Below are 23,875 nucleotides of genomic sequence, written 5' to 3' on the forward strand. Positions count from 1 at the left end.
GCCTCAACCATACGCATTTCGATGTTGGCCGTGCCTGTGAGAGTGAAAAGCAGACCTTCTGGCTAACACCGATTCAGACATCAGAAATGGCAGGTAACACGCGCGTTTATTGCAGGGCAGATGCGCTTCACGTCCGCGCGCAACAGCTGCTTATCGCGCACGAAAACGAGGCATTCTAATGAGCAAAGCGAATCACCGCCCCAAACGCGCGGCGGGTCGATTTTTTATTATCGCGGGCCGTATTGACCTCAATCACCGCCTGGTAATCGTTGCCTGCCGCAAAGGTAAACTCCGCGGGCGTGATGCAAAACGTGCCGGAGACGGCCTGCTTCGCAGGAGGGAAAATCGTCTGCTTCAACGGCTCACGGGCGTTATACACCATCGCCGAGACGATCTTCTCACCCGGCAGCAGAGGGAGTTGCAGACAGACATTCTGCCCCTGACGCTCAACCGACACGGGGGTTTCGGAGGTATAACGCGCGCTAAGATCGTCAACGCTCCCGCAGCCCGTGAGGAGCACGCCCGCCAGTATGAATCCGTTTTTCATAGCAACGCCTTTCTTTGTGAACCATAACGGCGAACGGGCCGAACCTTCCGCCATCCCATAACCGGCGCGCAAACCGACGCAACGCACGAAAATACTCTACCTTTTAAGAGATGACGACCTGAAAGGAGGATGTATGTCACTGTCCATCGACAAAAAACAGCAGCCGGGCGGGGCCTATGAATACACGGCCACCTGTCGCGAAGAAAATTATCACTTTGTCATTACCGGCAAAGGCGACACGGCCACCGAGGCGGACACGAATCTGCTCGATAACTTAAAAGAGATGCAGCAGCGGCTTGACGAAGTCGCCCAGACCGGCAAACTTTCCGCATAAACCTTCGCCATCCCACGCCTGCCGGGGTGTCCGGCAGGCAAAAATTCTGTACCATTATATAACAAACTGAAAACAATAATTTTTGTCCTTTAAGGAAGTTCTATGGCAATCACCCGCCGTGATTTTCTCAATGGCGTCGCTATCACCGTGGCCGCCGGAATGACGCCGTGGCACGTGCTGCGCGCCTCGCCGCAAACCGCGACGCAGTCGCTCTACTATCCGCCGACGCTGACGGGGCTTCGCGGCAACCATCCCGGCTCGTTTGAACAGGCGCACGCGCTGGGGCGAGAAGGCAAGCGGTTTGACCCGACCAGCGTTCCGGTGGAGGAGCAGTACGATCTGGTGATTGTCGGGGCGGGGATCAGCGGGCTCGCCGCCGCTTGTTTCTGGCAGGAGCTGCGCGGCAAACAGCAGCGCATTCTGCTGCTGGATAACCATGACGACTTCGGCGGCCACGCCAAACGTAACGAATTTCACGTCGACGGGAAAACCGTGCTCGGCTACGGCGGCAGCGAGTCTTTCCAGTCGCCTGCGAATAACTTCAGCGAAACCGCGATGGGCCTGCTGAAGACGCTCAACGTCAGCATCGAGCGCATGGCGAAAAGCTTCGACCAGACCTTCTACCCGGATCTCAATTTAAGCCGCGGCGTCTATTTCGATAAAACCAACTTTGGCGTCGATAAAATCGTGAGCGGCGATCCGGGTCGTGCGGTGGCGGACGATATCCCGCCCGATCGCATGAACGCCCGCGACATTCGCGCCTTTATTAACGACTTCCCTCTGCCGCAGGCGGACCGCGAGGCGTTAATCGCGCTGCATACCGGGAAAAAAGATTATCTCGCCGGCATGCGCGTTGAGGATAAAGTCGCCTGGCTCGACACCCACAGCTACCGCCAGTTTCTTAGCGAAAAAGTGGGCCTGAGCGACAGCGCCATTCGCTATTTCCAACAGCGCACCAACGATTTCCAGGCGATCGGCATCGACGGCACCTCAGCGAGCGACGCCCGCATCTGCGCGTTGCCGGGGCTCGACGGGATGGATCTCCCGCCGCTGGACGCCGAATCGCTGGCAGACCTCGAAGAGCCCTATATCTATCACTTCCCGGACGGCAACGCTGGCCTGGCGCGCCTGATGGTGCGTCATCTCATCCCCGCGGTGGCGCCCGGCGACAGCATGGACGATATCGTGATGGCGACCTTCGACTACAGCCAGCTCGATAAACCCGACCAGCCGGTGCGTCTGCGTCTTAACAGCACCGGCGTGCACGCGGCTAACGTGGCGGGCGGTGTGGAGGTAACGTACCTGCGCGACGGCAAGCTGCATAAAGTGAAAGCCGGGCAGACCGTGATGGCGGGCTACAACATGATGATCCCGTATCTGGTGCCGGAAATCCCGCACGACCAGCAGGAGGCGCTGAAACAGAACGTTAAAGCGCCGCTGGTCTACAGCAAAGTCGTCATCCGCAACTGGCAGCCGTTTATGAAACTCGGCGTCCATGAGATTTACTCGCCCGCCGCGCCGTACAGCCGCGTTAAGCTCGACTACCCGGTGGATATGGGCGGTTATTCGCATCCGCGCGACCCGAACGCGCCGATCGGGCTGCATATGGTCTATGTGCCGACGTTCCCCGGCAGCGGGCTCAGCGCCCGCGAGCAGTTTCGCAAGGGGCGCGCGTTTCTGCTCGGCACGCCGTTCGAGGTGCATGAAAAGATGATCCGCGAACAGTTGCAGGGCATGTTCGGCGAGGCCGGGTTTGATCACGAGCGCGATATTGCGGCGATCACGGTCAACCGTTGGTCGCACGGTTACTCCTATTTCTTCAGCGGGCTGTTCGATGACGAAGAGGGCTCGCAGAAAATCATCGAAAAAGCGCGTCAGCCGGTGGGGCGCATCACCATTGCCAATTCCGACGCCGACTGGAGCCCGTATGCGAACTCGGCCATCGACCAGGGTTACCGCGCGGTGAAAGAGTTGCACGACATGGCGAGGGTGGGCGCATGAAACGATTAACGATTCTGGCGCTGGCTCTGTGGGCGGCGCAGGCAGGTGCGCAGGGGATGTCGCGCGGCGAATATGTGGCGCGCGCGGGCGACTGCATGGCGTGCCACACTGCCGCCGACGGCGCGCCGCTCGCGGGCGGGCTGAAATTCGCCACGCCGCTTGGCGATATTTATTCTACTAACATCACGCCCGATAAGACGCACGGCATCGGCGGCTACAGTTATGACGAGTTCGCCCGCGCCATGCGCGAAGGCGTGGCGAAAGATGGTCACCATCTCTACCCGGCAATGCCGTACCCGTCCTACGCGAAAATGAGCGATGACGATCTGCGCGCGCTCTATGACTACCTTATAAACGAGGTCACCCCGCAGGCCAGTGCGAATCGCGAGAGCGACATCCCGTGGCCGCTCTCGATGCGCTGGCCGCTCGGCCTCTGGAACAGCCTGTTCGTCGAAGATAAACCCTTTACGCCGCGGGCGGACAAGAGCGCCGCCTGGAACCGCGGCGCCTATCTGGTGCAGGGGCCGGGCCACTGCGGCGCGTGCCATACGCCGCGCGGCGTGGGCATGCAGGAGAAAGCCTTCGACGAGAGCGACGAGCAGTTCCTTGCGGGCGAAGCCCTTAACGGCTGGTACGCGCCGTCGCTGCGCGGGCTGACAATGTCGCAGGACGATCTCACCGTCCTGTTGCGCGACGGGCGCAGCAAACACGCGGCGCTCAGCGGGCCGATGGATGAGGTCGTCACCAACAGCACGCAATACCTCAGCGACGACGATAACCGCGCCATAGCCGGTTATCTCTTAAGCCTGCCGGGCAGCGAGTCGACGAAAAAGGCTGTGCCGAAGGCCGCGAAAGCCCAAATGGAGAACGGACATCAGCTTTACGCGCGCTACTGCGCCACCTGTCACGGCAGCAACGGCGAAGGCGCGGATTACGCGGTCCCGGCGCTGAAAGGCAACCTGACGGTCAACGCCGACAACACGCTGACGCTGCTGCGCGTGGTGCTGGAGGGCGGAAAAACCGCCGTCACCCAGGGCCATTTGCCATACAGTATGCCGGGCTACGGCTGGGCGCTCAGCGACCAGGACGCGGCGGATGTCACCAACTACATTCGCGGCAGCTTTGGCAACGAGGCCGCGCCGGTTACGCCGGATGACGTTAAAGACGCCCGCGAATGGCAGCATAACGAGTAACGCCCACGGCGCCGCCTCTGTCGGGCGGCGCTGTTTCATGCCGTTGCGCCCCCCCGTTTTTCTGAAACTTTCCGCTCCGCGCCGTTCAGTTTTTTCCCATTGATACTCATCAAGCTTTCCCGTCGCAGGGCTTTGCAGAATACGCCCTTTTGATGAGGGAGCATGATGAAACCAGTAACCGAAAAGGATGAGTCGGGTGAGGGCGGATGGTCGCGACGTGACTTTCTGCTCGCCACTTCGGCGCTCGCGGCCGCGCCGCTCTTTACCCGTGCAGGGGCGGCGCGCGCGGCGCAAATCGCCCGCGAATCAGCGCCTGGGGAAACGGTGGTGCCGACCTGCAGCACGTTTGACTGCGGCGGCAAATGCGATATTCGCGCCCACGTGCAAGGCGGCGTGGTCACGCGCATCTCCACCTGCCCGGATGATGAAGTCGACCCGGAGATGCCGCTGATGCGCGCCTGCGTGCGCGGGCGCGGCTACCGGCAGTTTGTCTACCACCCTGACCGGCTGAAATACCCGATGAAGCGCGTCGGCAAACGCGGCGAAGGCAAATTCGCGCGCATCACCTGGGACGAGGCGACGACGCTGATTGCCGATAACCTGCGGCGCATCACCGATCAACATGGCCCGGCGTCGCGCTTTATGCACACCGACACGGCAGTTTCCGGCGGCGCGTTTTCCGGCGATAAAATGGCGCGGCGGCTGCTCAACCTGACCGGCGGCTATCTGGAGTCCTACCACTCCGTCAGCATGGGCAACACCGCGGCGGCCACGCCCTATACCTACGGCACCGCCGCCAGCGGCAGCTCGCTCGATACGCTCGCAGAGACAAAGCTTGTGATCCTCTGGGGCCATAACCCTAACGAGACCATTTTCGGGCACACCAACCACTACTTTCAGCAGATGAAGCGCAACGGGACGCGGTTTATCGTGGTCGACCCGCGTTATTCCGACACCGTGGCGTCGCTCGCCGACCAGTGGGTGCCGCTACTGCCCACCACCGATAACGCAGTGATGGACGCGATGATGTACGTCATCATCAGTGAAAACCTGCACGAGCGCGCCTTTATCGCGCGCCACGCCATTGGCTTTGATGAAAGCACCATGCCGCCCGGCGTACCGGCGGGCGAATCGCTGACGGCATATCTCTTCGGTGAGAAAGATAACGTAGCGAAAACCCCGGAGTGGGCGGAGCGCATCACTCACGTGCCCGCGCAGACCATCCGCCAGCTGGCACGTGATTACGCCACCACGAAACCGGCCGCGCTTATCCAGGGCTGGGGCCCGCAGCGCCACATCTGCGGCGAGCGCACCGCGCGCGGCTCCACGCTGCTCGCCACGATAACCGGCAACGTCGGCGTTAAAGGCGGCTGGGCGGCGGGCTACGGCGGCATCGGCAACCGGCTCTTCTGCGCCGACCCCTACAGCGTGCCAAACCCGGTGACGGAGAAAATCTCCATCATGAACTGGGTGCAGGCCTGCGACGACGCACAAAAGGTCACGCAGGAATGCGGGCTGAAAGACGCTGAAAAGCTCAGCAGCAACATCAAATTCATCTTTAATCTCGCGGGCAACTATCTGGCGAACCAGAACCCGGATATCAACCAGACCGTGAAAGTGCTGGAAGATGACAGCAAGGTGGAGTTTATCGTGGTGAGCGATCTCTTCCTGACGCCAAGCGCCCGCTATGCCGACGTGCTGCTGCCGGAAACCAGCTTTATGGAGCGCTGGAACATCGGCGAAACCTGGGGCACCGGTAACTACCTGCTGCTGTCGCAAAAGCTGGTGGAGCCCGCGTTTGAGCGCCGCTCTGACTACGACTGGCTGCGCGATGTGGCGCGCAAGCTCGGCGTCGAAGCGCGCTTTAGCGAAGGGCGCAGCGAAAAAGCGTGGGTGGAGCATATCTGGGAGAAAACCCGCGAGGCGCTGGCGGACCACGCGCTGCCGGATTTCGCCGGGCTGTGTCAACAACCGCATGTCTATCTTAAAGCGCCGCCTTACGTCGCCTTCGAAGAGAATATCCGCGACCCGGAAAACCATCCGTTCCCGACGCCCTCCGGCAAAATCGAGATTTTCTCTAAACGCCTCTGGGAGATGAATCACCCGGAGATCCCGGCGCTCTCCCACTATGTTCCGGCGCAGGAGGGGCCGCAGGACGCGCTGCGCGCGAAATACCCGCTGCAGCTCATCACCTGGAAGGGGAAAAACCGCGCTAACTCCACGCAGTACGCCAACCCGTGGCTTCAGGAGGTGGCACGTCAGCAGCTGTGGATCAACCCGCAGGACGCGCAGGCGCGCGGGATCGGGCAGGGTGACCTGGTGCGGATTTATAACGATCGCGGCGTGGTGCAAATCCCGGCGCAGGTGACACCGCGCATTATTCCCGGCGTGGTGGCGATGCAGGCGGGCGCCTGGTGGCAGCCCGACGCGCAGGGCGTCGATAACGGCGGCTGCCCGAACGTGCTGACGAGCGCGCGCATCACTCCGCTTGCCAAAGGCAATGCCCATCAAACCCTGCTGGTCGAGGTGACTAAACATGAGTCAGTTTAAAGAATATGCCCCGGTCAGCGACGAGCAACTGGGCTTTTTTATTGATTCGTCACGCTGTTCCGGCTGCAAAGCCTGCCAGGTGGCGTGTAAAGACAAAAACGATCTGGAGGTGGGGCGTCGCTACCGGCGCGTCTACGAGGTGAACGGCGGCGGCTTCACGCCGACGGGCGAGGGCGGGCTGATTAATAACGTCTTCGCTTATACCCTGTCGGTCTCCTGCAATCACTGTGCCGACCCCATCTGCACCCGCAACTGCCCGACCACCGCGATGCATAAGCGCCCCGGCGACGGCATCGTGCGGGTGAACACCGATAAATGCGTCGGCTGCGGCTACTGCGCCTGGTCGTGCCCTTACGGCGCGCCGCAGCGCAACACGCAAACCGGACAGATGTCGAAATGCGATTTCTGCATCGACCGGCTCGCACAGGGCGAGGCGCCGGTGTGCGTCGCCACCTGTCCGCTCGGGGCAATCCAGTTCGGGCCCGTCGCCCGGCTTCGCGCGCAATACGGCACGTTAAGCGAGGTGCAGGGGCTACCACCATCCTCACTTACCCGGCCAAACCTCGTCATTAAACCGCATCAGGGCGCGCAACAGGAGGAGCAACATGATGCATGAGTTTCCATTAGTGCTGTTTACGTTACTGATGCAGGGGGCCGTGGGCGTGATGCTGATGCTCTGCCTCACCGCCGGGCTGATGCCGCGCTCAGGGCAGGCAACGCTCGTCACGCGGCCCGCGCTGCTGGGCGTGGGGATTGCCGCCGGGCTCGGACTCATCGCCTCGACGCTGCATCTCGGCTATCCGCTAAACGCCTTTAACGCGCTGCGCCACCTCTCCAGCTCCTGGCTGAGTCGGGAGATTGCGCTCGCGGGCGTGTTTATGGCGCTGCTCGGCTTAAGCTTTTTGATGATGATGATGAAACGCCGCGCGCCCTGGCCGCTGTTGTGGCTCGTTACGCTGGTGGGGCTTGCCGATGTTGTCGCGATGGCCTCGATTTACTGCCACGCGTCGGTGACGACCTGGCAGCACGTCAATACCTGGGCGATGTTTCTGGGCTCGGTGGTGCTGATCGGTTCGGCGCTAACGCTACTGCGTCTGGCGTGTCGTCCGGTATTAAACAACCAGACGGCGCAGGCGCTCAGCCGCCGCCTTTCACTGCTGGCGCTGACGGCGGTGCTCATCCGTCTGCTGATTCAGCCTGCGTATTATCACTTCCTGGCCCATGCGGCCGTACCGGTGACTTTTCCGCTGCAGTCACTCGCCGCGTTTGACGCCAGCGCCGGGCTGCGGCTGGCGGGCTGGTGCTGCTCGTCGGGCGGGGCGCTGCTGCTGATGATAAACCTGACGCGCCCGCACGGGCCGCGCAGCGGGCAGACGACCGGTTGCCTGCTTATCCTGCTTGGCGAACTGCTGCTCCGCCTGGCGTTTTTCAGAATCGACGTCTGATGAGCGTTTTTGACGTCCTCGCGCCCGCACCGCCTGGCGTGGGCGCACGCTGCGCCAGAAAACGCTTACGCCACAGCCGCTGCGAGCGGTGCGTCACGCGCTGCCCGACCGGCGCGCTGACGTGGCGCGACGGCGCGCTCACGCTGCTGGCGGAGCGCTGCACCGGTTGCGGCATCTGTCTGTTTGTCTGCCCGGCGGACGCGCTGGAAAACCTCGCGCCGCTGCAACGCCATTACCACGACGGCGTGCTGCTCGGGCCGTTTACGCTGCCGGTCGCCGTTGAAGAGCTGTTGCTCTGGCATACGCATTACGGTATCCGCGCCGTCGCGGTGGATCTGTTGCAGTCTCCGCACTGGCTGCGCGCGCTCGGCGAGCTTAACCTGCGGCTGCGCGAGCGCGGCGAACCGGGCTGGGTGTGTGTGCCGGTCAGCCAGACACCGGGCCGGGCGAAGCGCCGTCTCCTGGGCGCGCAGGGCGAACGCGGGCGCGTACCGCATAATCTTGCCGCGCGTCGCGCCACCGGTGCGCTATGCAACGCGGATCGCGTGACGCTTGACACCACGCGCTGCCTGCTGTGCGGGGCGTGCGAGAAAGCCTGCATGGCAGGCGCTATCACGTTCAGCGAACAGACGCTGACGCTCGACCCGCCGCACTGCACCGGCTGCGGCGACTGTGCGGCGGTGTGTCCGGCTGAAGCAGTGCGCCTGGGTAAAGACGATACCGGGACGGCTATCCGCTATACGATTTATCACGCCCGCTGCGCGCAGTGCGGCGAAGCCTGGCGCGCCTGGCACCAGGGCGAGACGCGTTGTCCGCTCTGTCGGCGTCACGGCTTTGGCATGCGCGGCGGCTGACGCTGACCCGCTGAATCCACTGGGAAAAACGGCGCTGTCATTAATCTGTCACGCACGCGCCTTATAACAGGTGCCACGACCAATCCGGACTCAGGCATAATGAAAATCAAACCCCTTGCGCTGCTTTTCTCAGCACTTTTCCCGCTCTGCACCCAGGCCGCCGCGCCGCAATTTGAACGCTTTGTGGTCACGTTTCCGCAGGAAGATCACGTGGTCTATTCCGGCAACTACGCGAGCGCGTTTCCTGACGGCCTGCCGGTCGGCGTGGGCTCCGGCCTGCTGTTTTTGCGCAAAGAGGGCGACGACCTGATTTTCGCGACCGTGACCGATCGCGGCCCAAATGCCGACTCGCCGAAAATGGGCAAGCAGGAGTCAAAAATCTTCGCCAGCCCCGACTATACGCCGCTGATGATGACCATTCGCGTCAGCAAAGATAAGGCGCAGGCGAGCGACCCGATGCCGCTGCATGATGAGCAGGGCAACATCAGCGGTCTGCCGCTGCCCGCTGGTCTTATCGGCGCCACGAATGAACTGGCGCTGAACGATGCGCTGCAAACCCTCACGGGCGATAAACGCGGGCTCGATACCGAAGGCATCACGCCGGACGGCAAAGGCGGTTACTGGCTGTGCGACGAATATGGCCCGTTTATCATAAATGTCGACGCCAGCGGCGCAATTATCGCCAAACACGGCCCGCAGGCGGGTAAAGGCGAAGAGGGGGTGGCGGGCGGGCTGCCGAACATCCTCAAATGGCGTCAGCCGAATCGCGGCTTCGAAGGGCTGACCCGCATGCCGGACGGACGCATTATCGCGGCGGTGCAGAGCACGCTGGATATCGACGGCAAAACGAAAAACACCGCGCGCTTTACGCGTCTGGTGAGTTTCGACCCGGCGACCGGAAAAACCGCGATGTATGGCTACCCGATTGACATCGACGTCTATAAAAAAGCCAAAGATGCCAAAATCGGCGATATCGTGGCGCTGGACGACCACCGCATTCTGCTCATTGAGCAGGGCGGCGATAAAAACAAAACCATGCGCAACCGCGTCTACGTGGTGGATTTAAGCAAGGCCAGCGATCTCAGCGCGCTTGACAGCACCCAGCCGCCGGAGTTCGACGATGCCGATAAGCTGAACGCGCGCGGCGTGAAGCTTGCCAGTAAAACGCTGGCGGTGGACTTGCGCGAGGCGGGCTGGCAGCAGGAGAAAGCCGAAGGGCTGGCGCTTATCGACCCGCAAACCCTCGCGGTCATCAACGACAACGACTTCGGTCTGCAATCGGAACTGCTGGAGCCGCAGCGCGATAAAAAAGAGATGGACGATTATAACGTGGACGGCAAGGGCCATCTGACGCTGGACAGTCAGCCGGTCGCGAGCAAAATCGGCATTAAGCCGCTCGAGAAACCCGCCTCGCAGAATGAGCTGTGGGTGATCAAGCTCGATAAACCGCTGTAAGCATAAAAAAAGGCAGGCCTTTCGGCCTGCCTTTGCGTTTTTCCTTAAACTCTCTCAGTCACGTCGTTGTGGTCTTAATTCAGTTTAAACACCGCCACTGCCTGATTCAGCAGCTGTGACTGCTCTTTCAGCGAGTGGGCGGCAGCGGAGGCTTCTTCCACCAGCGCGGCGTTCTGCTGGGTGACGGAATCCATCTGCGCTACGGCCTGGTTTATCTGCTCAATTCCCCGGCTCTGCTCGCCGGTAGAGAGCGCGATTTCCGACATCAGCTCGGACACCTGCTTAATCGAACCGATGATGCGCTTCATGCTCTCGCCTGCGCGCGCCACGCGATCGCTGCCCAGCACCACCTGCTCGCCGGACTGCTCGATAAGCTCTTTGATCTCTTTCGCGGCGACCGATGAACGCTGCGCAAGGTTACGCACTTCGCTTGCCACTACCGCAAAGCCGCGACCCTGTTCACCGGCACGCGCGGCTTCCACCGCGGCGTTCAGCGCCAGGATGTTGGTCTGGAAAGCAATATCTTCGATAATGCCGATAATGTTGTCGATCTTACTGGAGCTGGATTCAATCTCCTGCATCGACACCACGACTTCCTCGACAATCGCATTGCCTTCCTGCGCAGCGCTGCGCATATTGCCTGCCAGCTTGTTGGCTTCGGCGGTGTTTTCAGAGGTGTGCTTCACGGTCGAGGTCAGCTGTTCCATGCTGGCGGCGGTTTCGCCAAGCGACGCGGCCTGCTCTTCAGTACGCGCGGAGAGATCGACGTTACCGGCGGCAATCTCTTCGGCGGCGTGCGCCACGCTCTGACTGGAGTCGCGCACCTGCGCGATGATATCGACCAGCGACAGACGCATCTGCTCCAGTGAGCCGAGCATATCGCCGATTTCATCTTTCGAGCCGGAGAGCACCGGGGTGTGCAGTTCGCCTTCCGCCATCTGCTGGCAGTGAAGACGGGCGGCATCCAGCGGCGCCAGAACGCGGCGCTTAAGCAGAATGAACATCGCGCCAATCAGCAGCGTAAACAGCAGCGCAAATACCGCGATGGTGATGATGCTGTTCACAAAGCGGTCCTGCGCATCCTGATTCAGACGCTGGGCATATTTTTCGCGAAACGCCAGCAGTTGATCGAGCGTGATTTCAAACTGGCGATCCAGCTGCGGGATCGTGGTGCTGACCAGCTGATTAAAACGCGCGGTGTCGTTGCGGCTCGCCGCATCCATCAACGGACGCAGACCATCATCGACATACGCCTGCCAGGCCTGACGATAAGGGGCGGCGAGCGCCTCTTCACCTTCAACTGCCGGAGCGGCTTTGTAGTTATTGAACGCGGCCGTGGCTTTTTGCATTACCTCGTTGGCGCTCTGCAGCGACGCCTGCGTTTTCTGCGCATCGCCAATAGAGGCGTTGATCATCGCCTCCATCAGGCGCACGCGCAGGGTGCGGCTGTGGTTAATCGGGTCAATCACCGAAAGCACCACGCGAATTTCTTTATTCACGTTATCCAGCGACTGGTTGCTGCGGGTAAGCGACCAGAGGTTAGAGACGGTACTGACGAGAAAGATAAAAAGTAACAGACTGAAAACGAGAAATGAAAAACGCCTTACTGACATGTTGTTCCCTTGCGTGAAGTTGCGACACAACGACCCGGCATCTCTGAAAAAGAAGATTGCCACCAGACGGTTATCGGTCTGGCGCGAAAAAAATTTAGGTTAAATGGCTTTCACCTACTAAAACAATGGCTTATGGATAATGCGGGCGTAATACGCCTGGCGTATCACTCGCCAGGCTATGCTTAACGCGGGTGTGGCGAACAGGCGCGCAGGCGCATAAGGAGCGATAGTGAAAACGCTACAAGGACCTTCTCTTTTTCTCTCGCAGTTCATCAGCGACCGACCGCCGTTTAATCAGCTCGACACGCTGGCGGCCTGGGCGGCGGGGCTCGGCTATAAAGCGGTGCAGCTGCCAACGCATCTGCCGCACATTTTCGACCTCGCCAAAGCGGCGGAGAGCGTTGACTACTGCGCTGAGGTGCGCGAAACACTCGGTAATGTCGGGCTGCAAATCAGCGAACTGTCGACGCACTTTCAGGGCCAGCTGGTGGCGATCCATCCGGCGTATGACAAGGCATTCGCCGGGTTTGCGCCCGAGGCGGCGCGCCACGATCCGCAGGCTCGTCAGCAGTGGGCGGTCAGCACGCTTAAGCTTGCGGCGCGCGCCTCGCAAAACCTTAACCTCACCGCGCACGCCACGTTTTCCGGCTCGCTCGCCTGGCCGTTTTTCTACCCGTGGCCGCCGCACAATCCGCTGCTTGTGGAAGAGGCGTTTAATGAGCTGGCGAGCCGCTGGCTGCCGATTCTGAACAGCTTTGACGAGGCGGGCGTGGATCTTTGCTTTGAGCTGCACCCCGGCGAAGACTTGCATGACGGAACTACCTTCGGGCGTTTCCTGGCGCTCACCGGCGAGCATCCACGCTGCCACATCCTTTACGATCCGAGCCACATGCTGCTTCAGCACATGGATTACCTCGGGTTTATCGACCACTGGCACTCACGCATCCGCGCGTTTCACGTCAAAGACGCCGAGTTCAACCGCTCGGCGAACAGCGGCGTATATGGCGGCTATCAGCCGTGGATTGACCGCCCCGGACGCTTTCGCTCGCCAGGCGACGGGCAAATCGACTTTACGGCCATTTTCAGCAAGCTTGCGCAGTACGACTACCCCGGTTGGGCGACGCTTGAGTGGGAGTGCTGCCTGAAAGCGGGCGAAACCGGCGCGCGCGAAGGGGCGCGGTTTATCGTCGACCATATCATCAGGGTCGCGGAGCAAAATTTCGAGGAGTATGCGGGCGAACGACAGGAGCGGGACGCGGTGCGCGACATGCTGGGGCTCAGCCCGCGCCCATAAAAAAGCCGGGCGGAGCCCGGCTTTCGCGTCTTAACGCGTTTATCAGTCAAACACGTTATTGATAACGGCGGTCACCAGCGCAGTGCTGAGCGCAATCAGCACCAGGTTATCGCCGACCATTTTCCATTCGTAGCCCGGATAGTACGGCAGTTCATTCAGCATACTGGCCGGTACGGATTTTTTGGCGATGCCCGGAGGCAGCGGTTTACCGCGCGCCAGGTTTTTGGCGATCCCCGGCGGCAGCGACTCATAGCCGGTGAGGCCATAATTCACCGCCAGGCTGCGCGCGCGGCTGAAGCTGATATCTGACTCGACGTGGTCAGGTTTGCCGTAGTTTTTACGGCCTGATGCGTTGTCGTTGTGTTTTGCGTTGTGGTCGGCGCCTTTGCCGTTATTGCCGTGACCATTGCCATGATTACCGCTGTTACCGTGGCCGTTTCCATTTCCGTTGCCGTTGCCGGGGTTAGCCAACGCAGGCATGGCGCAGACGGTAAAAGCCGCAAGCAGGAGCGCCATTGCGCCCGGACGTTTCGTTTTCATAACCCTTCCTCAGTCAGATGGTGCAGCGCTATTTCAGCATAGCGGCAACAAAAAGCGATTGCGCTTTTTCCTGGATTTCAGACTTCGGAAGAGGCCTCGCAAAACCGCAACGCCGGTTTGCTGACACCATCGTAAATCGGCATTGTGACTGTATAAATAACCAGTTTGGCAGTGGCGGCAAGTTTGCGGTTGAACCGGGCGCACACGGGTGGCGCACGGAAACGGGCGGGCAGTTCAGGCAAAGCCGCGCAAGTGAACCCACTAAGCCATGCAACTGAATTAAACAAGGAGAACAGAATGACGGAAGCTCTGCTGAAAACCGCACCGCTGTCGACCCGCCCGGTTTTGAGCCGCGACGAGGCCGCCGCTTACACGCGGGAACATTACTTCGCGCGGGGCGGCTGGCTGACGGAGCCGGACGGGCCGTGGCACCCGGCATCGGTCACGTCGCCACCGGAAGGGCGCGTGTTGCAGGTCGATGCGCGAAAAGGGCCGTACCGCACGGTGCAGCAGGCCGTTAACGTGGCCGTCGCGTCAGGGCCGCGCGACGCGCGGGTATGGATAGCCATCGCGCCGGGCGTCTATCGCGGCGTGGTCTATGTGCCCGCCGGTGCGCCGCCCGTCACCCTGTATGGCACCGGCGAGACGCCCCATGACGTGCGCCTTGAGCTTGCGCTGGATGCGCGCTTTACGCCGCGGCAGTATCAGGCGGCGGTCAACGCGCACGGCGAGTTTCAGCCTGGCGACCCGGCGTGGCGTGACTACCAGCGCATCGCCGCGTTGGGCGCGGCGGAGATTGGCACTCGCGCCTCCGCAGTCGTGATGGCGCAGTGTGACGATATTCAGCTGGTGAACCTGAGCATCATCAATACGCTGCTTGACCACGTTGACGGCGCGGCACATCAGGCGGTGGCGCTGTATGCTGACGGCGACAGGGTGCAGCTTGAACGCCTGCGCCTTATCAGCCGTCAGGACACGCTCTGGCTCAGCAGCCGCAGCGCGCCGCAGGGCGAGGCGTCGCACATCAGCCGTATGTGGGTCGCCGATTGTTATCTCGAAGGCGATGTCGATTATGTCTTTGGTTCGGCGAGCGCCGTGTTCGAGCGCGTTCACTTCCACACCGTCTCTTCGCGTGGCGCAGGCGAGGCCTTCGTGCTGGCGCCGTCCACGCCGTACAACCTGCCCGTGGGCTTTCTGGTGCAGCAGTGCCGCTTTACAACGGACAGCGGGTTTGGACGAACGTTGTACGCGAAGGCGGGCCGGGCATGGGATCACGGGGCGCGCGAGACCGGCTATCAGCCAGGGCGCACCGCCAACGGCCAGGCGCTTGTCCGCGACAGCGTATTTGATACCGGCTTTGATACCACAGCGCCCTGGGGCGCGGCGGCGACAACCGGGCGGCCCTTTGTGGCGAGCCGGTGCGGTGAGCGAAACGAGGCGCGCGTTAACCGCCTGGTGGAGTATCAGAACCGGCAGGGGAATCAAGCCGAAGGGCGATAAAACGCCGGCGCGAACGCGCCGGCGGCAGGGTCAGCGAAGGCCGATGATTTTCGCGAGCGTCTTGCGATCGGCGGGTTTGATATCCAGCGGATGCTCGTAGCCGATGTTCTCAATGGCGCGGGTATAGAGCGCCACCAGCCAGTCGTAGACGTAACGGGTAGCCGCGTGGACCGGTTTCTCGCCAAGACGCGTCAGGCGCTGGTCGTGGGCGACTGACGAGGCGAACAGCCGCTCATTCGGGTTGACGCGGCTTGCCGGACGTTGCGCCTGCGGCACGCGCTCGAAGCCGAGCCAGCTCACGAAATTACCGAGCTCAGCGCGCAGTTGCGCGCCGGAGAGCCCTTCGTGCGCGGCCAGCGCTTCCAGCCGTCCGGCCAGGTTCAGCCGGTAGCTTGCGATAATCAGCGTATCGCCAAGCCAGTGTAGCGTGGCAGCGTCGACGCCGAGCTGCGCGGCATGCTCCTCGCTCTGCATCCACTGGCGAACATGGTTCACCCACAGGCGATGCGCTCGACGAGCCAGCGACCCGCCGGAGGCAGCGTCCGCAGGGCGAGTAGCGACCGCTTCGCCAAAGAGGTCAATTTCGGTACTGAACAGCCCCTGCGGCGTCTCTTCATGGCGCTCTTCGGTTTCGCACAGCGCCTGCAGCGCGGCCGGATCCGGCAGCAGCGCCTGCAACAGATCGCCGTGGCGCGCGGCCTGGCGCTGCAACGTGCGCACACCGTTCTCGGCAGTGGCGCGCAGCGTGGCTTCATCGGCGGAGAGCGGAGCCAGATAGCGGCTGAAAAGCAGCGCGGGCTGGGCCTTCGCGTTCGCCTTAAGCAGCGTGAGACGCCGCGCGCGGCTACTGTCGCTGAGCGCCTGCGACAGCCACTCTGTCAGGCGTTGCAGGTTGCGCCCATCGAGCGCCTGTAACGTGCCCCAGGTGTGGCCCGGTTTGCCGAGCAGTCGCTGGACGCCTTCATCAAGATGCTGGCCGTCGAGAAAACGCGCGTCGTGCGGCGTAATCGCCCACACCAGGCCCGGCAGCGCGTCCGGCGAGGCAGGCTGCGTGGCGTTCACCCAGCGCAGCAGGGCGCGCGCCACTGGCGCGATATCCGCGCGGCTCTGGACGGCGTTACACACCATCAGTACGTCCGGCTGCTGGTGCTGACGATAGTAGTCGAGCAGAAACGCTGTCTTGCTGGCATACAGGCTCTCCTGCTGGCCGTAACTCGCGCCGGGGATGTCGAGCAGATCGACGCCTTCCGGCACCGACGGCGTGGCGAGCGGCAGCGTCAGCTCCGCGCACAGCAGCGTCAGCGTAGTCAGCGGCAGGCTGACCATGCCCTGCAACTGCTGCTGTTCAAGCGCGCGCACCAGGACTTCGTCCGGCAGCGTCTCTTCGCCGGAGCCTGCCGGGAGCAGGAAGCCCTCAACCGGCAGGGAAAAATTGTCCACCAGCAGGCTCAGCGGGGCGGCCACTTCGCGGGCGTGGCCGACCAGCAGCAGGCCTTCGGCGAGCGTGACAAACTGCTGCGTCATCTCGGCGATATCTCCCCACAGCAGCGCGTACAGGCGCACGCGCTCGCTGAGGTTCAGCGCGGGCAGCAGTTGCGCCATCTGATGCCAGGTGTCATCGCCGATCGTGCGCTGGCGCGCGGGAGTGAGCTCTCGCCAGCGGGCGGCGAGCGTCATGACGTCCGACGCGCTGATGGCCGGGTGCGGTTGCGTCTGGCCGAGCGTCTGTAGCTGCGCTAAACGCTGGCGCAGCTCCTCTTCGCTCACCGCGCGCGCCTGGCCGCTGCTCTGGTAATGCGCGAGAAAAATCTGCACCAGCTCCGCCTCGCTGAACAGACGCAGGCGCAGCGGGAACTCTTCCGGCAGCGTTTGCGGCGTGCGGGTGAAGCGTACGGCCATCGCGGTCGCGCTGTGGCCGGGGTTGATATGCGTGAGCCAGTCGAGGTGCTTATCGCCGGGCGCGACGGCCACCTGGCCCTGCGAGCCGTTCGCAAGCGTCGCGAGCAGATGCGCTTTGCCCGCCTGCGAATGACCATAAATACCGAGCGTGCGCGGTTCGTTCGCCAGTGCGTTCAGCGTCTGCGCCTGCGCGTTAAGCGCGCTCAGGCGCGCCAGCAGGGGGCCTGCTTCTTCATCCAGCAGCGGCGCATGTTCGCGGGTCTTCTGGACCCACTGGGCCAGGGCGGCAGGCGTCGTGATTTTCTGGTTCATGGAGGTAGAAACAGTCATTTCAGATAAACGCTCCCGCTGTCGATCCAGTAGTGGCTGCCGGAACTGCGACGGTCAGCCAGGGTATTAAGTTTAAACGTGACCTGCTCCGGGGGCACGCGGGTGCCGTCGGAAAGCCAGGCTTCGCTGAGGGTAAAGCCTTCCGGTGCCTGCTGTTTGCCGCCGCCGGTAAGTTGCAGACGCACGTTGAGCACGCCGTCGCCTGCGATGGCTTTGGCAAGCTCCGGCGAGTTCACCGAGAGCGTATAGAGCGGCGTGGCAGGCCAGCGGGCGTTATCAAGCTGGCGAAAGCCGAGCGTTACGTTGCCGCGCAGCGGAAAGTGTAAGCGTGCATCGAGCTTCGCGCCCGGCGCGTCGAGGTCGATATCGCGATACCAGACGTTTTCGTCGCGCAGCGTGTTGACGACGTTATCCAGCACGCCGAGGTAGCGCACGGTGGAGTAAGCGCCGATATCCGCCGCTTTGAAGTTAAAGCGCGGCAGGCGCAGGTCGAGCGCCAGGCTGCAAAGCATCGCGCCGACGGCGGCGGTGGATTTCGGGTTGCCGACGCGGCGGTGCTGACTGAACGGATACCATTCATGCACTTCGTAGTTATCCAGCCACACCATGCGGCTTACCGGTACCGGCTGGAGCAGGCGGATAAGCGACTGCAGGCCCGGCAGGCAGCCAGGACGGCCCGTTATCAGCAGTACGTCGCAGCAGTAGTACGAGATGGCCTCACACAGCGCCTGGATAGGCGCGCAGATGCTGAATTTACCGGCATGTAGCGCTTCTTCCAGTTCGCTGAAGCTCACCTGCAACGGCACGTCGAGCACGTTAAACGCCGGGCTGCCGGCGGGGAGCGCGTGCTCAATCGCCAGATGGAGATAGTTATGCACATTGCGGGTCGGCGGCTGTTTCAGCATCTCGCCAAAGGTAGTGTAGAGACCGCTTTGCGGATCGGCCGGGTCGCTGTTCTCCCACGCAGACAGAATCGCGTGGCCCAGCGGCATAAAAAGCTGCAGGGCGGTCTGCTGGCGCAGTATCGCCTGGGTGTCCATACGCCCGGAATCGCCGAACAGGGTGGACATCAGCGTCGCGGCGTCGGCGACGCCCGCTTTTTGCAGCTGCTCCTGCAACGCAGGCAGCACGCAGCGCTGGATAACATCCAGCAGGATGTCATCCCCCGCGACCTTAAATCCTTCGCGGAACAGCAGCGTCGGGCTGATTTTGACGTTGCTGCCGACGCCGTCATCCAGCTGGTACTCGGCGATCGCCATGTCAGTGGTGCCGCCGCCGATATCAATCGAGGCGACGCGCAGCTGACGGCCCGGCGTGGCGCCCGGCGGCGTTTCGCGATCCGGGCGGGCGAGGCTTGCGAAAAAGCGCTCGGTCTGGCCGGCGAAGTGCACCATCGCTTCGTTATAGAGCCATACCAGCTGGCCGCAGCTGGCTTCGTCCCACTCCATCTGGATAGCCGGGACCGGTACGCGGCTCTGGCGCTGGCCTTTTTCGGCGCTGAAATCGTCGTCATGCGGGTGCCAGCCCAGCGCTTTCCAGACCAGCGCGATAGCCTCCTGCATGCGGCGGCGGAAAATCTCGCGCTCCTGTTTCGGCATCGCCGACGGGAGCGTCAGGATCAGCTGACGCAGCTGGCGCGGCGAGCTGGCGTTGCCCATTCGCAGGCGGCTGGCGACGCTGTTTATCTGACACACCGCCTGGGCGAGCAGCTCGCACAGCATATGGGTCATCAGCGAGCTGCGGCTGTACTGCGGCGAAAACACCGGCAGGCGCTCTTCCGGCGGCAACTGCCAGAGCGGCTCGCCGTCGTCGTTCATCAGGTTCATCAGCGGGCCTGCGGTCGCGAGCGGCTCGCGCTGGGTTTTCGGCGTCATCAGGTTAAAGCGCCACTCCTGCGCCGCCGGGGTTTCATCCCACAGGTAACGGCGCGGGCTGGAGATGCCGCTGTTGCCCTCGGTGCCGAGGCGCTGCATCGCCAGCTTGCGGGCTTCATCGCCGACGCGCACGATGGAGGGCCAGACAAACGCTTCGTCGCGTCCGCTCTCCACCGAAAAATGCTGTTTACCGAAGCGCGCTTCGGCGAACGCCAGACGGCTGGTGAACATCAGCGCGTTCATAAACTGCGGCTCGCTCAGCGAGCGCACCTGCAGTTCCATGGTCTGGCGCAGACCGTCGTTGGCCTCGCCGTGATCTTCAATGATCACGCCGCAGGTGTGGGTGTTGCCGACATCCAGGATGAGATCTACCGCGACCGCCGGCGAGCTCAGGGTGCCGGTGACGATTTTCAGCTCCGGCACGTTAAGCTGGTTGCCGAGCAGCGACATCACGTTCAGCCAGTGGGCCTGATACTCAAATACCTTCAGCGCGCGCTGCACATCCTGTTCGCTGCGCGCTTCCTGCGCGGCGGCATACTGGGCGAACGCCTCGCGCAGCCAGCCGTCGACCCAGGTCTGGTCGAGAAAATCGGCCACTTCGTCATCACGCCAGGCGAGTGCGAAGCGGGTGCCGTTACGGACGTCGTTTTCAACGGGCGCAAGCTGCGAGGCCGCGCCTTCATCCACCTGGATCTGGGTATCGAAGGCGAGGGTGACGCGATGGGTATTGCCCGCGCTGTCCGGCTCGCTGAGTTTGCGGATCTGCACGCGCGCCCAGTTATCCGGCCCCTGCACGAACGTGCGCGGCGGGTTGAAGCGCAGCACCGGCAGCGGCAGCCAGACGCCGTCCATCATCGCGAGCGACTGGCTCAGCGCGACGCTGCTCTCCGGTTTCACCACCTCCGGCTGTCCGCCGTTGCGGGCGGGCAGGGTGAATTTGCCGGAGGCGATATCATAGTCGAGGCGCAGCAGCGGCCCGTTCGCGGTTTTACGGACAAAACGCCCGTCGTGGGGCGCTTCTACCGGCGTCAGGCCGAAATCAAGAAACTGCACCCCGCTGTTTTCAATCAGGGTGACGCTCTGTTTGTAATCACACAGGTTTGCCAGCATAAATCAGGCGCTCACTTTCTTCATGGTCAGGGGCAGAACGGTCTTTTCATCATAGCGACCGGTACATTCAGCAATGTCATTCGGGCCCGCTTTGCAGGAAATTTCCGGCATCGGGTAGCGCGAGCCGTCACTGCAACGGGCTTTGCCGCGGGTCTTAATCATCAGCTCGCCGGACTGGTGCAGGCCCGAGAACAGATCGGCGCGACAGACGATATTGTCGCCGAGCGTCACGCGGGCGCTGCCTTTGTTGCTCTTCATCTCAATACGCATCGAGGTCGCTTTGCCGGTAATCGGGTCCGGGCTGCCGATGCTGAGGCGCCAGGTGCCGTTAAGGAAACGGGTCGTGCCCGCTTTCACCTGATTGGCGTCCATTACCAGCGCGTTTTTATCGACCGGCGCAGGCGCGACGGGCTTCTCTTCCACCACCGGCGCAGGGGCGGGCGGGGTGACCTGGGCTGCGGCGAGCGGCAGCGTGGTTGCGGGCGCGACGGCGGCAACCGGCGGCGCGTCGACCGCTTGCACCGGCGCGGGCGCGATTTCCTGCGCCTTAATCTGCTCGACCGGCACGGTCGGCGCGGCGGGCTCTTTTTGCTGCAGCTGGTACCAGGTGAGCGGGGCGGCGATAGCGCCAACGACCACGGCGGCGGCGAGCGGCCATGTCCAGAGCGGAATACGCGAGCGGCGAGCTGGCGCGGCCGCAGCCGGGGTGGTCTCTTGCGGCTGTGGCGCGTCGTCAGCGTCGGTGGTATAGGCCGCCAGCACCGAGGCCTGGGTCTGAGCCGGCACGGCAGGCGAAACGACAGGTGCCGGCTGCGGTGCGACGGGCGGCGTAGCCAGCAGCGGGGCGTCCGGCTCGGTCATTACAACCGGCGCAGGTTCTGGCTCCGGCTCGTCCTGCGGCGTCATGAGGATTTCCGGCTCGACAGGCTCGGCTTCACGCAGGCACTCCAGCACGTCGTCACGCGCGCCCTGGTTTAAGTTAACGAAGCCCCAGAAGGTGATAACCGGCTTGCCGTCCACCAGGTAGAGGAAATTCGCGCCGGGGAACTGCACGGCTTTGGCGAGCAGCGCGCCAAAAAGCTGCTGGGCGGTTTTTTCCGACTCCAGGCAGCGCTTGCTCAGCGCGCGGGCGCCGGAAAGGGCGCTTTCCAGAAAGCGCAGGGCGCGCTCGCGCTCTTCATGGCTGGCGGAAGCCCAGCCCATCACCTTGCCACTGACCGGCGAATACCAGTCCACGCGATCGCCCTCTTCATTGAGTTGAGGGATAGCCAGGGTTTCCACCAGCGGCTGTTTACGCAGGCGAAGCGTTTCACGGATTTGCAGCGCCGACTCGAAGACCGCCTGACCATTTTCGCCTACCGACTGGAAGTCATCGAGGTCGCCACTGCGCAATAGAATTTTTGCCACGTCATTCTCTCTGCAAGAAAAAACTTTTTCACGACTCTACTTTGAACGATAGACCTGTCCAGCAAAGCGTGAAAGAAACGCGAAAAAGCGTAAATTCTCGGGTCATTGAATCTTAGGAATTTTCTTGACTTAAGCAAAAATTCACGGTGTTAACGCGATTTAACCAGAGCGTAAATCATTTTTATCTAAAATTGGCTGATATTCAGGCGAAAAATGCCAGAAAGGTATAAAGCTACAGTTTTTTGTTATTTGCCAGTTGATGTGGGCTGTGATGAGATGGCTTTCCTCCTGAAAAGTAAAATAAAAGGCACAAGATGAAGACAGGAAAAACACTGCTCGGGCTGCTGTTAAGCGCCCTGTTACCGGCAAGCGCCATCGCGGCGAACAGCGATACGATCATTTACTGCTCCGAAGCATCGCCGGAGTCCTTCAACCCGCAAATCGCGAGCTCCGGGCCGAGTTTTGTGGCGAGCTCCCAGGTGCTCTACAACCGCCTGGTGAATTTCGACCCGAAAACCAACACGCCGGTGCCGTCGCTCGCCACCGAGTGGAAGGTAAGCCCGGACGGTAAAACCTGGACCTTTACGCTGCGCAAGGGCGTGAAATTTAATAGCAATAAATTCTTCAAACCGACGCGCGACTTCAACGCCGACGACGTTATCTTCTCGGTGATGCGCCAGAAAGACGCCAGTCACCCGTACCACAAGGTGTCGCAGGGCAACTACGAATATTTCCAGGATGTGGGTCTCGATAAGCTCATCACCGACGTGAAAAAGCTGGATGACTACCATGTCCAGTTCACCCTGAGCGAGCCGAACGCCGCGTTTCTGGCAGACTGGGGCATGGATTTCGCCTCGATCCTCTCGGCGGAATACGCCGATGCGATGCTGAAAAAAGGCACGCCGGAAAACGTCGATAACTGGCCCATCGGTACCGGCCCTTATGCGCTGCAACAGTATAAAGTCGACTCGCTTATCCGCTATATCGCCAACCCGAACTACTGGGACGGCGAGGTGCCGACCAAACACCTGATCTTCTCGATTACCCCGAACGTCGAGACGCGGCTTGCCAAGCTTAAAACCAACGAGTGCCAGATTATCCCGGCACCGAGCCCGGTGCAGTTTGAGCAAATCAAAGCCGATAAAAACCTGACGCTGCACAGCGTCGAGGCGCTGAACGTCGGGTATCTGGCCTTTAACACCGAGAAAAAACCGTTCGATAATGTGCTGGTCCGTCAGGCGCTGAACTACGCGGTGGATAAAAAGTCGATCATTAACGCGGTCTTTATGGGCAGCGGCAGCGTCGCGAAATCGCCCATCCCACCGAACATGATGGGCTTTAATAAGGATCTCAAAGATTACGACTACGACCCGCAGAAGGCCAAAGCGCTGCTGAAACAGGCCGGGCTTGAGAAGGGCTTTGAAGCGACCCTGTGGTCGATGCCGGTGCAGCGTCCGTATAACCCGAACTCCAAACGCATCGCCGAGATGATCCAGAGCGATTGGGCGAAAGTGGGCGTGAAGGCGAAAATCGTCAGCTACGAGTGGGGCGAGTATCTTTCCGGTATCCGTAAAGGCGAGCACGACGCCGCGCTGTATGGCTGGATGTCCGACAACGGCGACCCGGATAACTTCGCTGACGTCCTGCTGAGCTGCGACAGCATCCAGAGCGGCTCCAACGCCGCGCGCTGGTGCGACAAACCTTACACCGCGCTTATCGATCAGGCTAAACGCGTCAGCGCGCCGGAAGAACGCGCTAAACTCTACGAGCAGGCGCAGGAGATCTTCTACCAGCAGGCGCCGTGGGTGCCGCTCGCCAATGGCCGCACCTTCTACGCGACCCGCAGCAACGTGACGGGGTACAGCGTCAGCCTGATGGGCAGCGACTTCTCGAAAGCGAAAATCAACTAAGCACTGCGCCGCGGCTCCT

Annotated in this window: 17 protein-coding genes; 11 read left to right on the forward strand and 6 right to left on the reverse strand. The window is 61.8% G+C overall.

Annotated elements, in window-relative coordinates; genetic code table 11:
* Positions 1–175: 175 nt before the first annotated feature.
* The gene (locus tag AFK67_RS09535) at positions 176–547 is read right to left on the reverse strand and encodes a putative T6SS immunity periplasmic lipoprotein (RefSeq protein ID WP_007723545.1); all 372 of its coding nucleotides are present in this window, start codon (positions 545–547) and stop codon (positions 176–178) included.
* Between the two features lie 133 nt (positions 548–680).
* On the opposite strand from AFK67_RS09535, the gene AFK67_RS09540 reads away from it, so the two are divergent.
* The 8 genes from AFK67_RS09540 to AFK67_RS09575 all read left to right on the forward strand — a co-directional run bounded on the left by AFK67_RS09540 (position 681) and on the right by AFK67_RS09575 (position 10,379).
* Positions 681–881 carry a hypothetical protein gene (locus AFK67_RS09540; protein WP_007723547.1) on the forward strand — a complete coding sequence of 67 codons (201 nt, stop codon included), beginning with the start codon at positions 681–683 and terminating at the stop codon, positions 879–881.
* A gap of 102 nt (positions 882–983) precedes the next feature.
* A complete protein-coding gene (locus tag AFK67_RS09545; RefSeq protein WP_007723550.1) occupies positions 984–2,882 on the forward strand; it encodes an NAD(P)-binding protein in 1,899 nt (632 codons plus the stop codon).
* Positions 2,879–4,075 carry a c-type cytochrome gene (locus AFK67_RS09550; RefSeq protein ID WP_038883716.1) on the forward strand — a complete coding sequence of 399 codons (1,197 nt, stop codon included), beginning with the start codon at positions 2,879–2,881 and terminating at the stop codon, positions 4,073–4,075. Before AFK67_RS09545 ends, AFK67_RS09550 begins: the two co-directional genes overlap by 4 nt.
* Before the next feature lie 165 nt (positions 4,076–4,240).
* Positions 4,241–6,625 (forward strand): DMSO/selenate family reductase complex A subunit, encoded by a 2,385-nt coding sequence (locus AFK67_RS09555; RefSeq protein WP_038883713.1) that lies wholly within the window; start codon positions 4,241–4,243, stop codon positions 6,623–6,625.
* Complete coding sequence (locus AFK67_RS09560; protein ID WP_007723558.1) at positions 6,612–7,241, forward strand: DMSO/selenate family reductase complex B subunit; 630 nt, start codon at positions 6,612–6,614, stop codon at positions 7,239–7,241. Before AFK67_RS09555 ends, AFK67_RS09560 begins: the two co-directional genes overlap by 14 nt.
* Positions 7,234–8,070 carry a dimethyl sulfoxide reductase anchor subunit family protein gene (locus tag AFK67_RS09565; protein WP_007723560.1) on the forward strand — a complete coding sequence of 279 codons (837 nt, stop codon included), beginning with the start codon at positions 7,234–7,236 and terminating at the stop codon, positions 8,068–8,070. The genes AFK67_RS09560 and AFK67_RS09565 overlap by 8 nt, the downstream gene beginning before the upstream one ends.
* Positions 8,070–8,924: a 4Fe-4S binding protein gene (locus tag AFK67_RS09570; RefSeq protein WP_038883711.1), complete on the forward strand. Its 855-nt coding sequence runs from the start codon at positions 8,070–8,072 to the stop codon at positions 8,922–8,924. Before AFK67_RS09565 ends, AFK67_RS09570 begins: the two co-directional genes overlap by 1 nt.
* Before the next feature lie 99 nt (positions 8,925–9,023).
* Positions 9,024–10,379, forward strand: a complete 1,356-nt coding sequence (locus AFK67_RS09575; protein WP_007723564.1) for an esterase-like activity of phytase family protein — start codon at positions 9,024–9,026, stop codon at positions 10,377–10,379.
* A 74-nt stretch (positions 10,380–10,453) separates the two neighbouring features.
* Here the strand turns inward: AFK67_RS09575 and AFK67_RS09580 are convergent, their stop codons facing one another.
* Positions 10,454–11,992, reverse strand: a complete 1,539-nt coding sequence (locus AFK67_RS09580) for a methyl-accepting chemotaxis protein (protein WP_038883709.1) — start codon at positions 11,990–11,992, stop codon at positions 10,454–10,456.
* Between the two features lie 229 nt (positions 11,993–12,221).
* Between AFK67_RS09580 and AFK67_RS09585 the strand changes: the two genes are divergently transcribed.
* Positions 12,222–13,286 carry a sugar phosphate isomerase/epimerase family protein gene (locus tag AFK67_RS09585; protein ID WP_007723575.1) on the forward strand — a complete coding sequence of 355 codons (1,065 nt, stop codon included), beginning with the start codon at positions 12,222–12,224 and terminating at the stop codon, positions 13,284–13,286.
* 42 nt (positions 13,287–13,328) lie between these two features.
* Here AFK67_RS09585 and AFK67_RS09590 read toward each other — a convergent pair whose 3' ends face one another.
* On the reverse strand, positions 13,329–13,826 hold the full coding sequence (locus AFK67_RS09590) for an anti-virulence regulator CigR family protein (RefSeq protein WP_007723578.1): 498 nt from the start codon (positions 13,824–13,826) through the stop codon (positions 13,329–13,331).
* A 297-nt stretch (positions 13,827–14,123) separates the two neighbouring features.
* Between AFK67_RS09590 and AFK67_RS09595 the strand changes: the two genes are divergently transcribed.
* Complete coding sequence (locus tag AFK67_RS09595) at positions 14,124–15,326, forward strand: putative acyl-CoA thioester hydrolase (protein WP_007723584.1); 1,203 nt, start codon at positions 14,124–14,126, stop codon at positions 15,324–15,326.
* A 30-nt stretch (positions 15,327–15,356) separates the two neighbouring features.
* Here the strand turns inward: AFK67_RS09595 and AFK67_RS09600 are convergent, their stop codons facing one another.
* From AFK67_RS09600 to AFK67_RS09610, 3 genes are read right to left on the reverse strand one after another with little or no spacing between them, the layout of a single operon-like run.
* A complete protein-coding gene (locus AFK67_RS09600; protein WP_050569279.1) occupies positions 15,357–17,555 on the reverse strand; it encodes a virulence factor SrfC family protein in 2,199 nt (732 codons plus the stop codon).
* Positions 17,552–20,539, reverse strand: a complete 2,988-nt coding sequence (locus tag AFK67_RS09605; protein WP_038883706.1) for a virulence factor SrfB — start codon at positions 20,537–20,539, stop codon at positions 17,552–17,554. Before AFK67_RS09605 ends, AFK67_RS09600 begins: the two co-directional genes overlap by 4 nt.
* 3 nt (positions 20,540–20,542) lie before the next feature.
* Entirely contained in the window at positions 20,543–21,946 is a 1,404-nt protein-coding gene (locus tag AFK67_RS09610) for an SrfA family protein (protein ID WP_038883704.1), read from the reverse strand.
* A gap of 314 nt (positions 21,947–22,260) precedes the next feature.
* On the opposite strand from AFK67_RS09610, the gene AFK67_RS09615 reads away from it, so the two are divergent.
* On the forward strand, positions 22,261–23,856 hold the full coding sequence (locus AFK67_RS09615) for an ABC transporter substrate-binding protein (protein WP_038868802.1): 1,596 nt from the start codon (positions 22,261–22,263) through the stop codon (positions 23,854–23,856).
* Positions 23,857–23,875 lie beyond the last annotated feature (19 nt).

This window comes from Cronobacter dublinensis subsp. dublinensis LMG 23823, assembly GCF_001277235.1.
GTDB classification, from domain to species: domain Bacteria; phylum Pseudomonadota; class Gammaproteobacteria; order Enterobacterales; family Enterobacteriaceae; genus Cronobacter; species Cronobacter dublinensis.

Bases quoted from the DNA above. Each gene is read 5' to 3' on its own strand.
- AFK67_RS09535 (WP_007723545.1), bottom strand. From the start codon at position 547: ATGAAAAACGGATTCATACTGGCGGGCGTGCTCCTCACGGGCTGCGGG.
- AFK67_RS09540 (WP_007723547.1), top strand. From the start codon at position 681: ATGTCACTGTCCATCGACAAAAAACAGCAGCCGGGCGGGGCCTATGAA.
- AFK67_RS09545 (WP_007723550.1), top strand. From the start codon at position 984: ATGGCAATCACCCGCCGTGATTTTCTCAATGGCGTCGCTATCACCGTG.
- AFK67_RS09550 (WP_038883716.1), top strand. From the start codon at position 2,879: ATGAAACGATTAACGATTCTGGCGCTGGCTCTGTGGGCGGCGCAGGCA.
- AFK67_RS09555 (WP_038883713.1), top strand. From the start codon at position 4,241: ATGAAACCAGTAACCGAAAAGGATGAGTCGGGTGAGGGCGGATGGTCG.
- AFK67_RS09560 (WP_007723558.1), top strand. From the start codon at position 6,612: ATGAGTCAGTTTAAAGAATATGCCCCGGTCAGCGACGAGCAACTGGGC.
- AFK67_RS09565 (WP_007723560.1), top strand. From the start codon at position 7,234: ATGCATGAGTTTCCATTAGTGCTGTTTACGTTACTGATGCAGGGGGCC.
- AFK67_RS09570 (WP_038883711.1), top strand. From the start codon at position 8,070: ATGAGCGTTTTTGACGTCCTCGCGCCCGCACCGCCTGGCGTGGGCGCA.
- AFK67_RS09575 (WP_007723564.1), top strand. From the start codon at position 9,024: ATGAAAATCAAACCCCTTGCGCTGCTTTTCTCAGCACTTTTCCCGCTC.
- AFK67_RS09580 (WP_038883709.1), bottom strand. From the start codon at position 11,992: ATGTCAGTAAGGCGTTTTTCATTTCTCGTTTTCAGTCTGTTACTTTTT.
- AFK67_RS09590 (WP_007723578.1), bottom strand. From the start codon at position 13,826: ATGAAAACGAAACGTCCGGGCGCAATGGCGCTCCTGCTTGCGGCTTTT.
- AFK67_RS09595 (WP_007723584.1), top strand. From the start codon at position 14,124: ATGACGGAAGCTCTGCTGAAAACCGCACCGCTGTCGACCCGCCCGGTT.
- AFK67_RS09600 (WP_050569279.1), bottom strand. From the start codon at position 17,555: ATGACTGTTTCTACCTCCATGAACCAGAAAATCACGACGCCTGCCGCC.
- AFK67_RS09605 (WP_038883706.1), bottom strand. From the start codon at position 20,539: ATGCTGGCAAACCTGTGTGATTACAAACAGAGCGTCACCCTGATTGAA.
- AFK67_RS09615 (WP_038868802.1), top strand. From the start codon at position 22,261: ATGAAGACAGGAAAAACACTGCTCGGGCTGCTGTTAAGCGCCCTGTTA.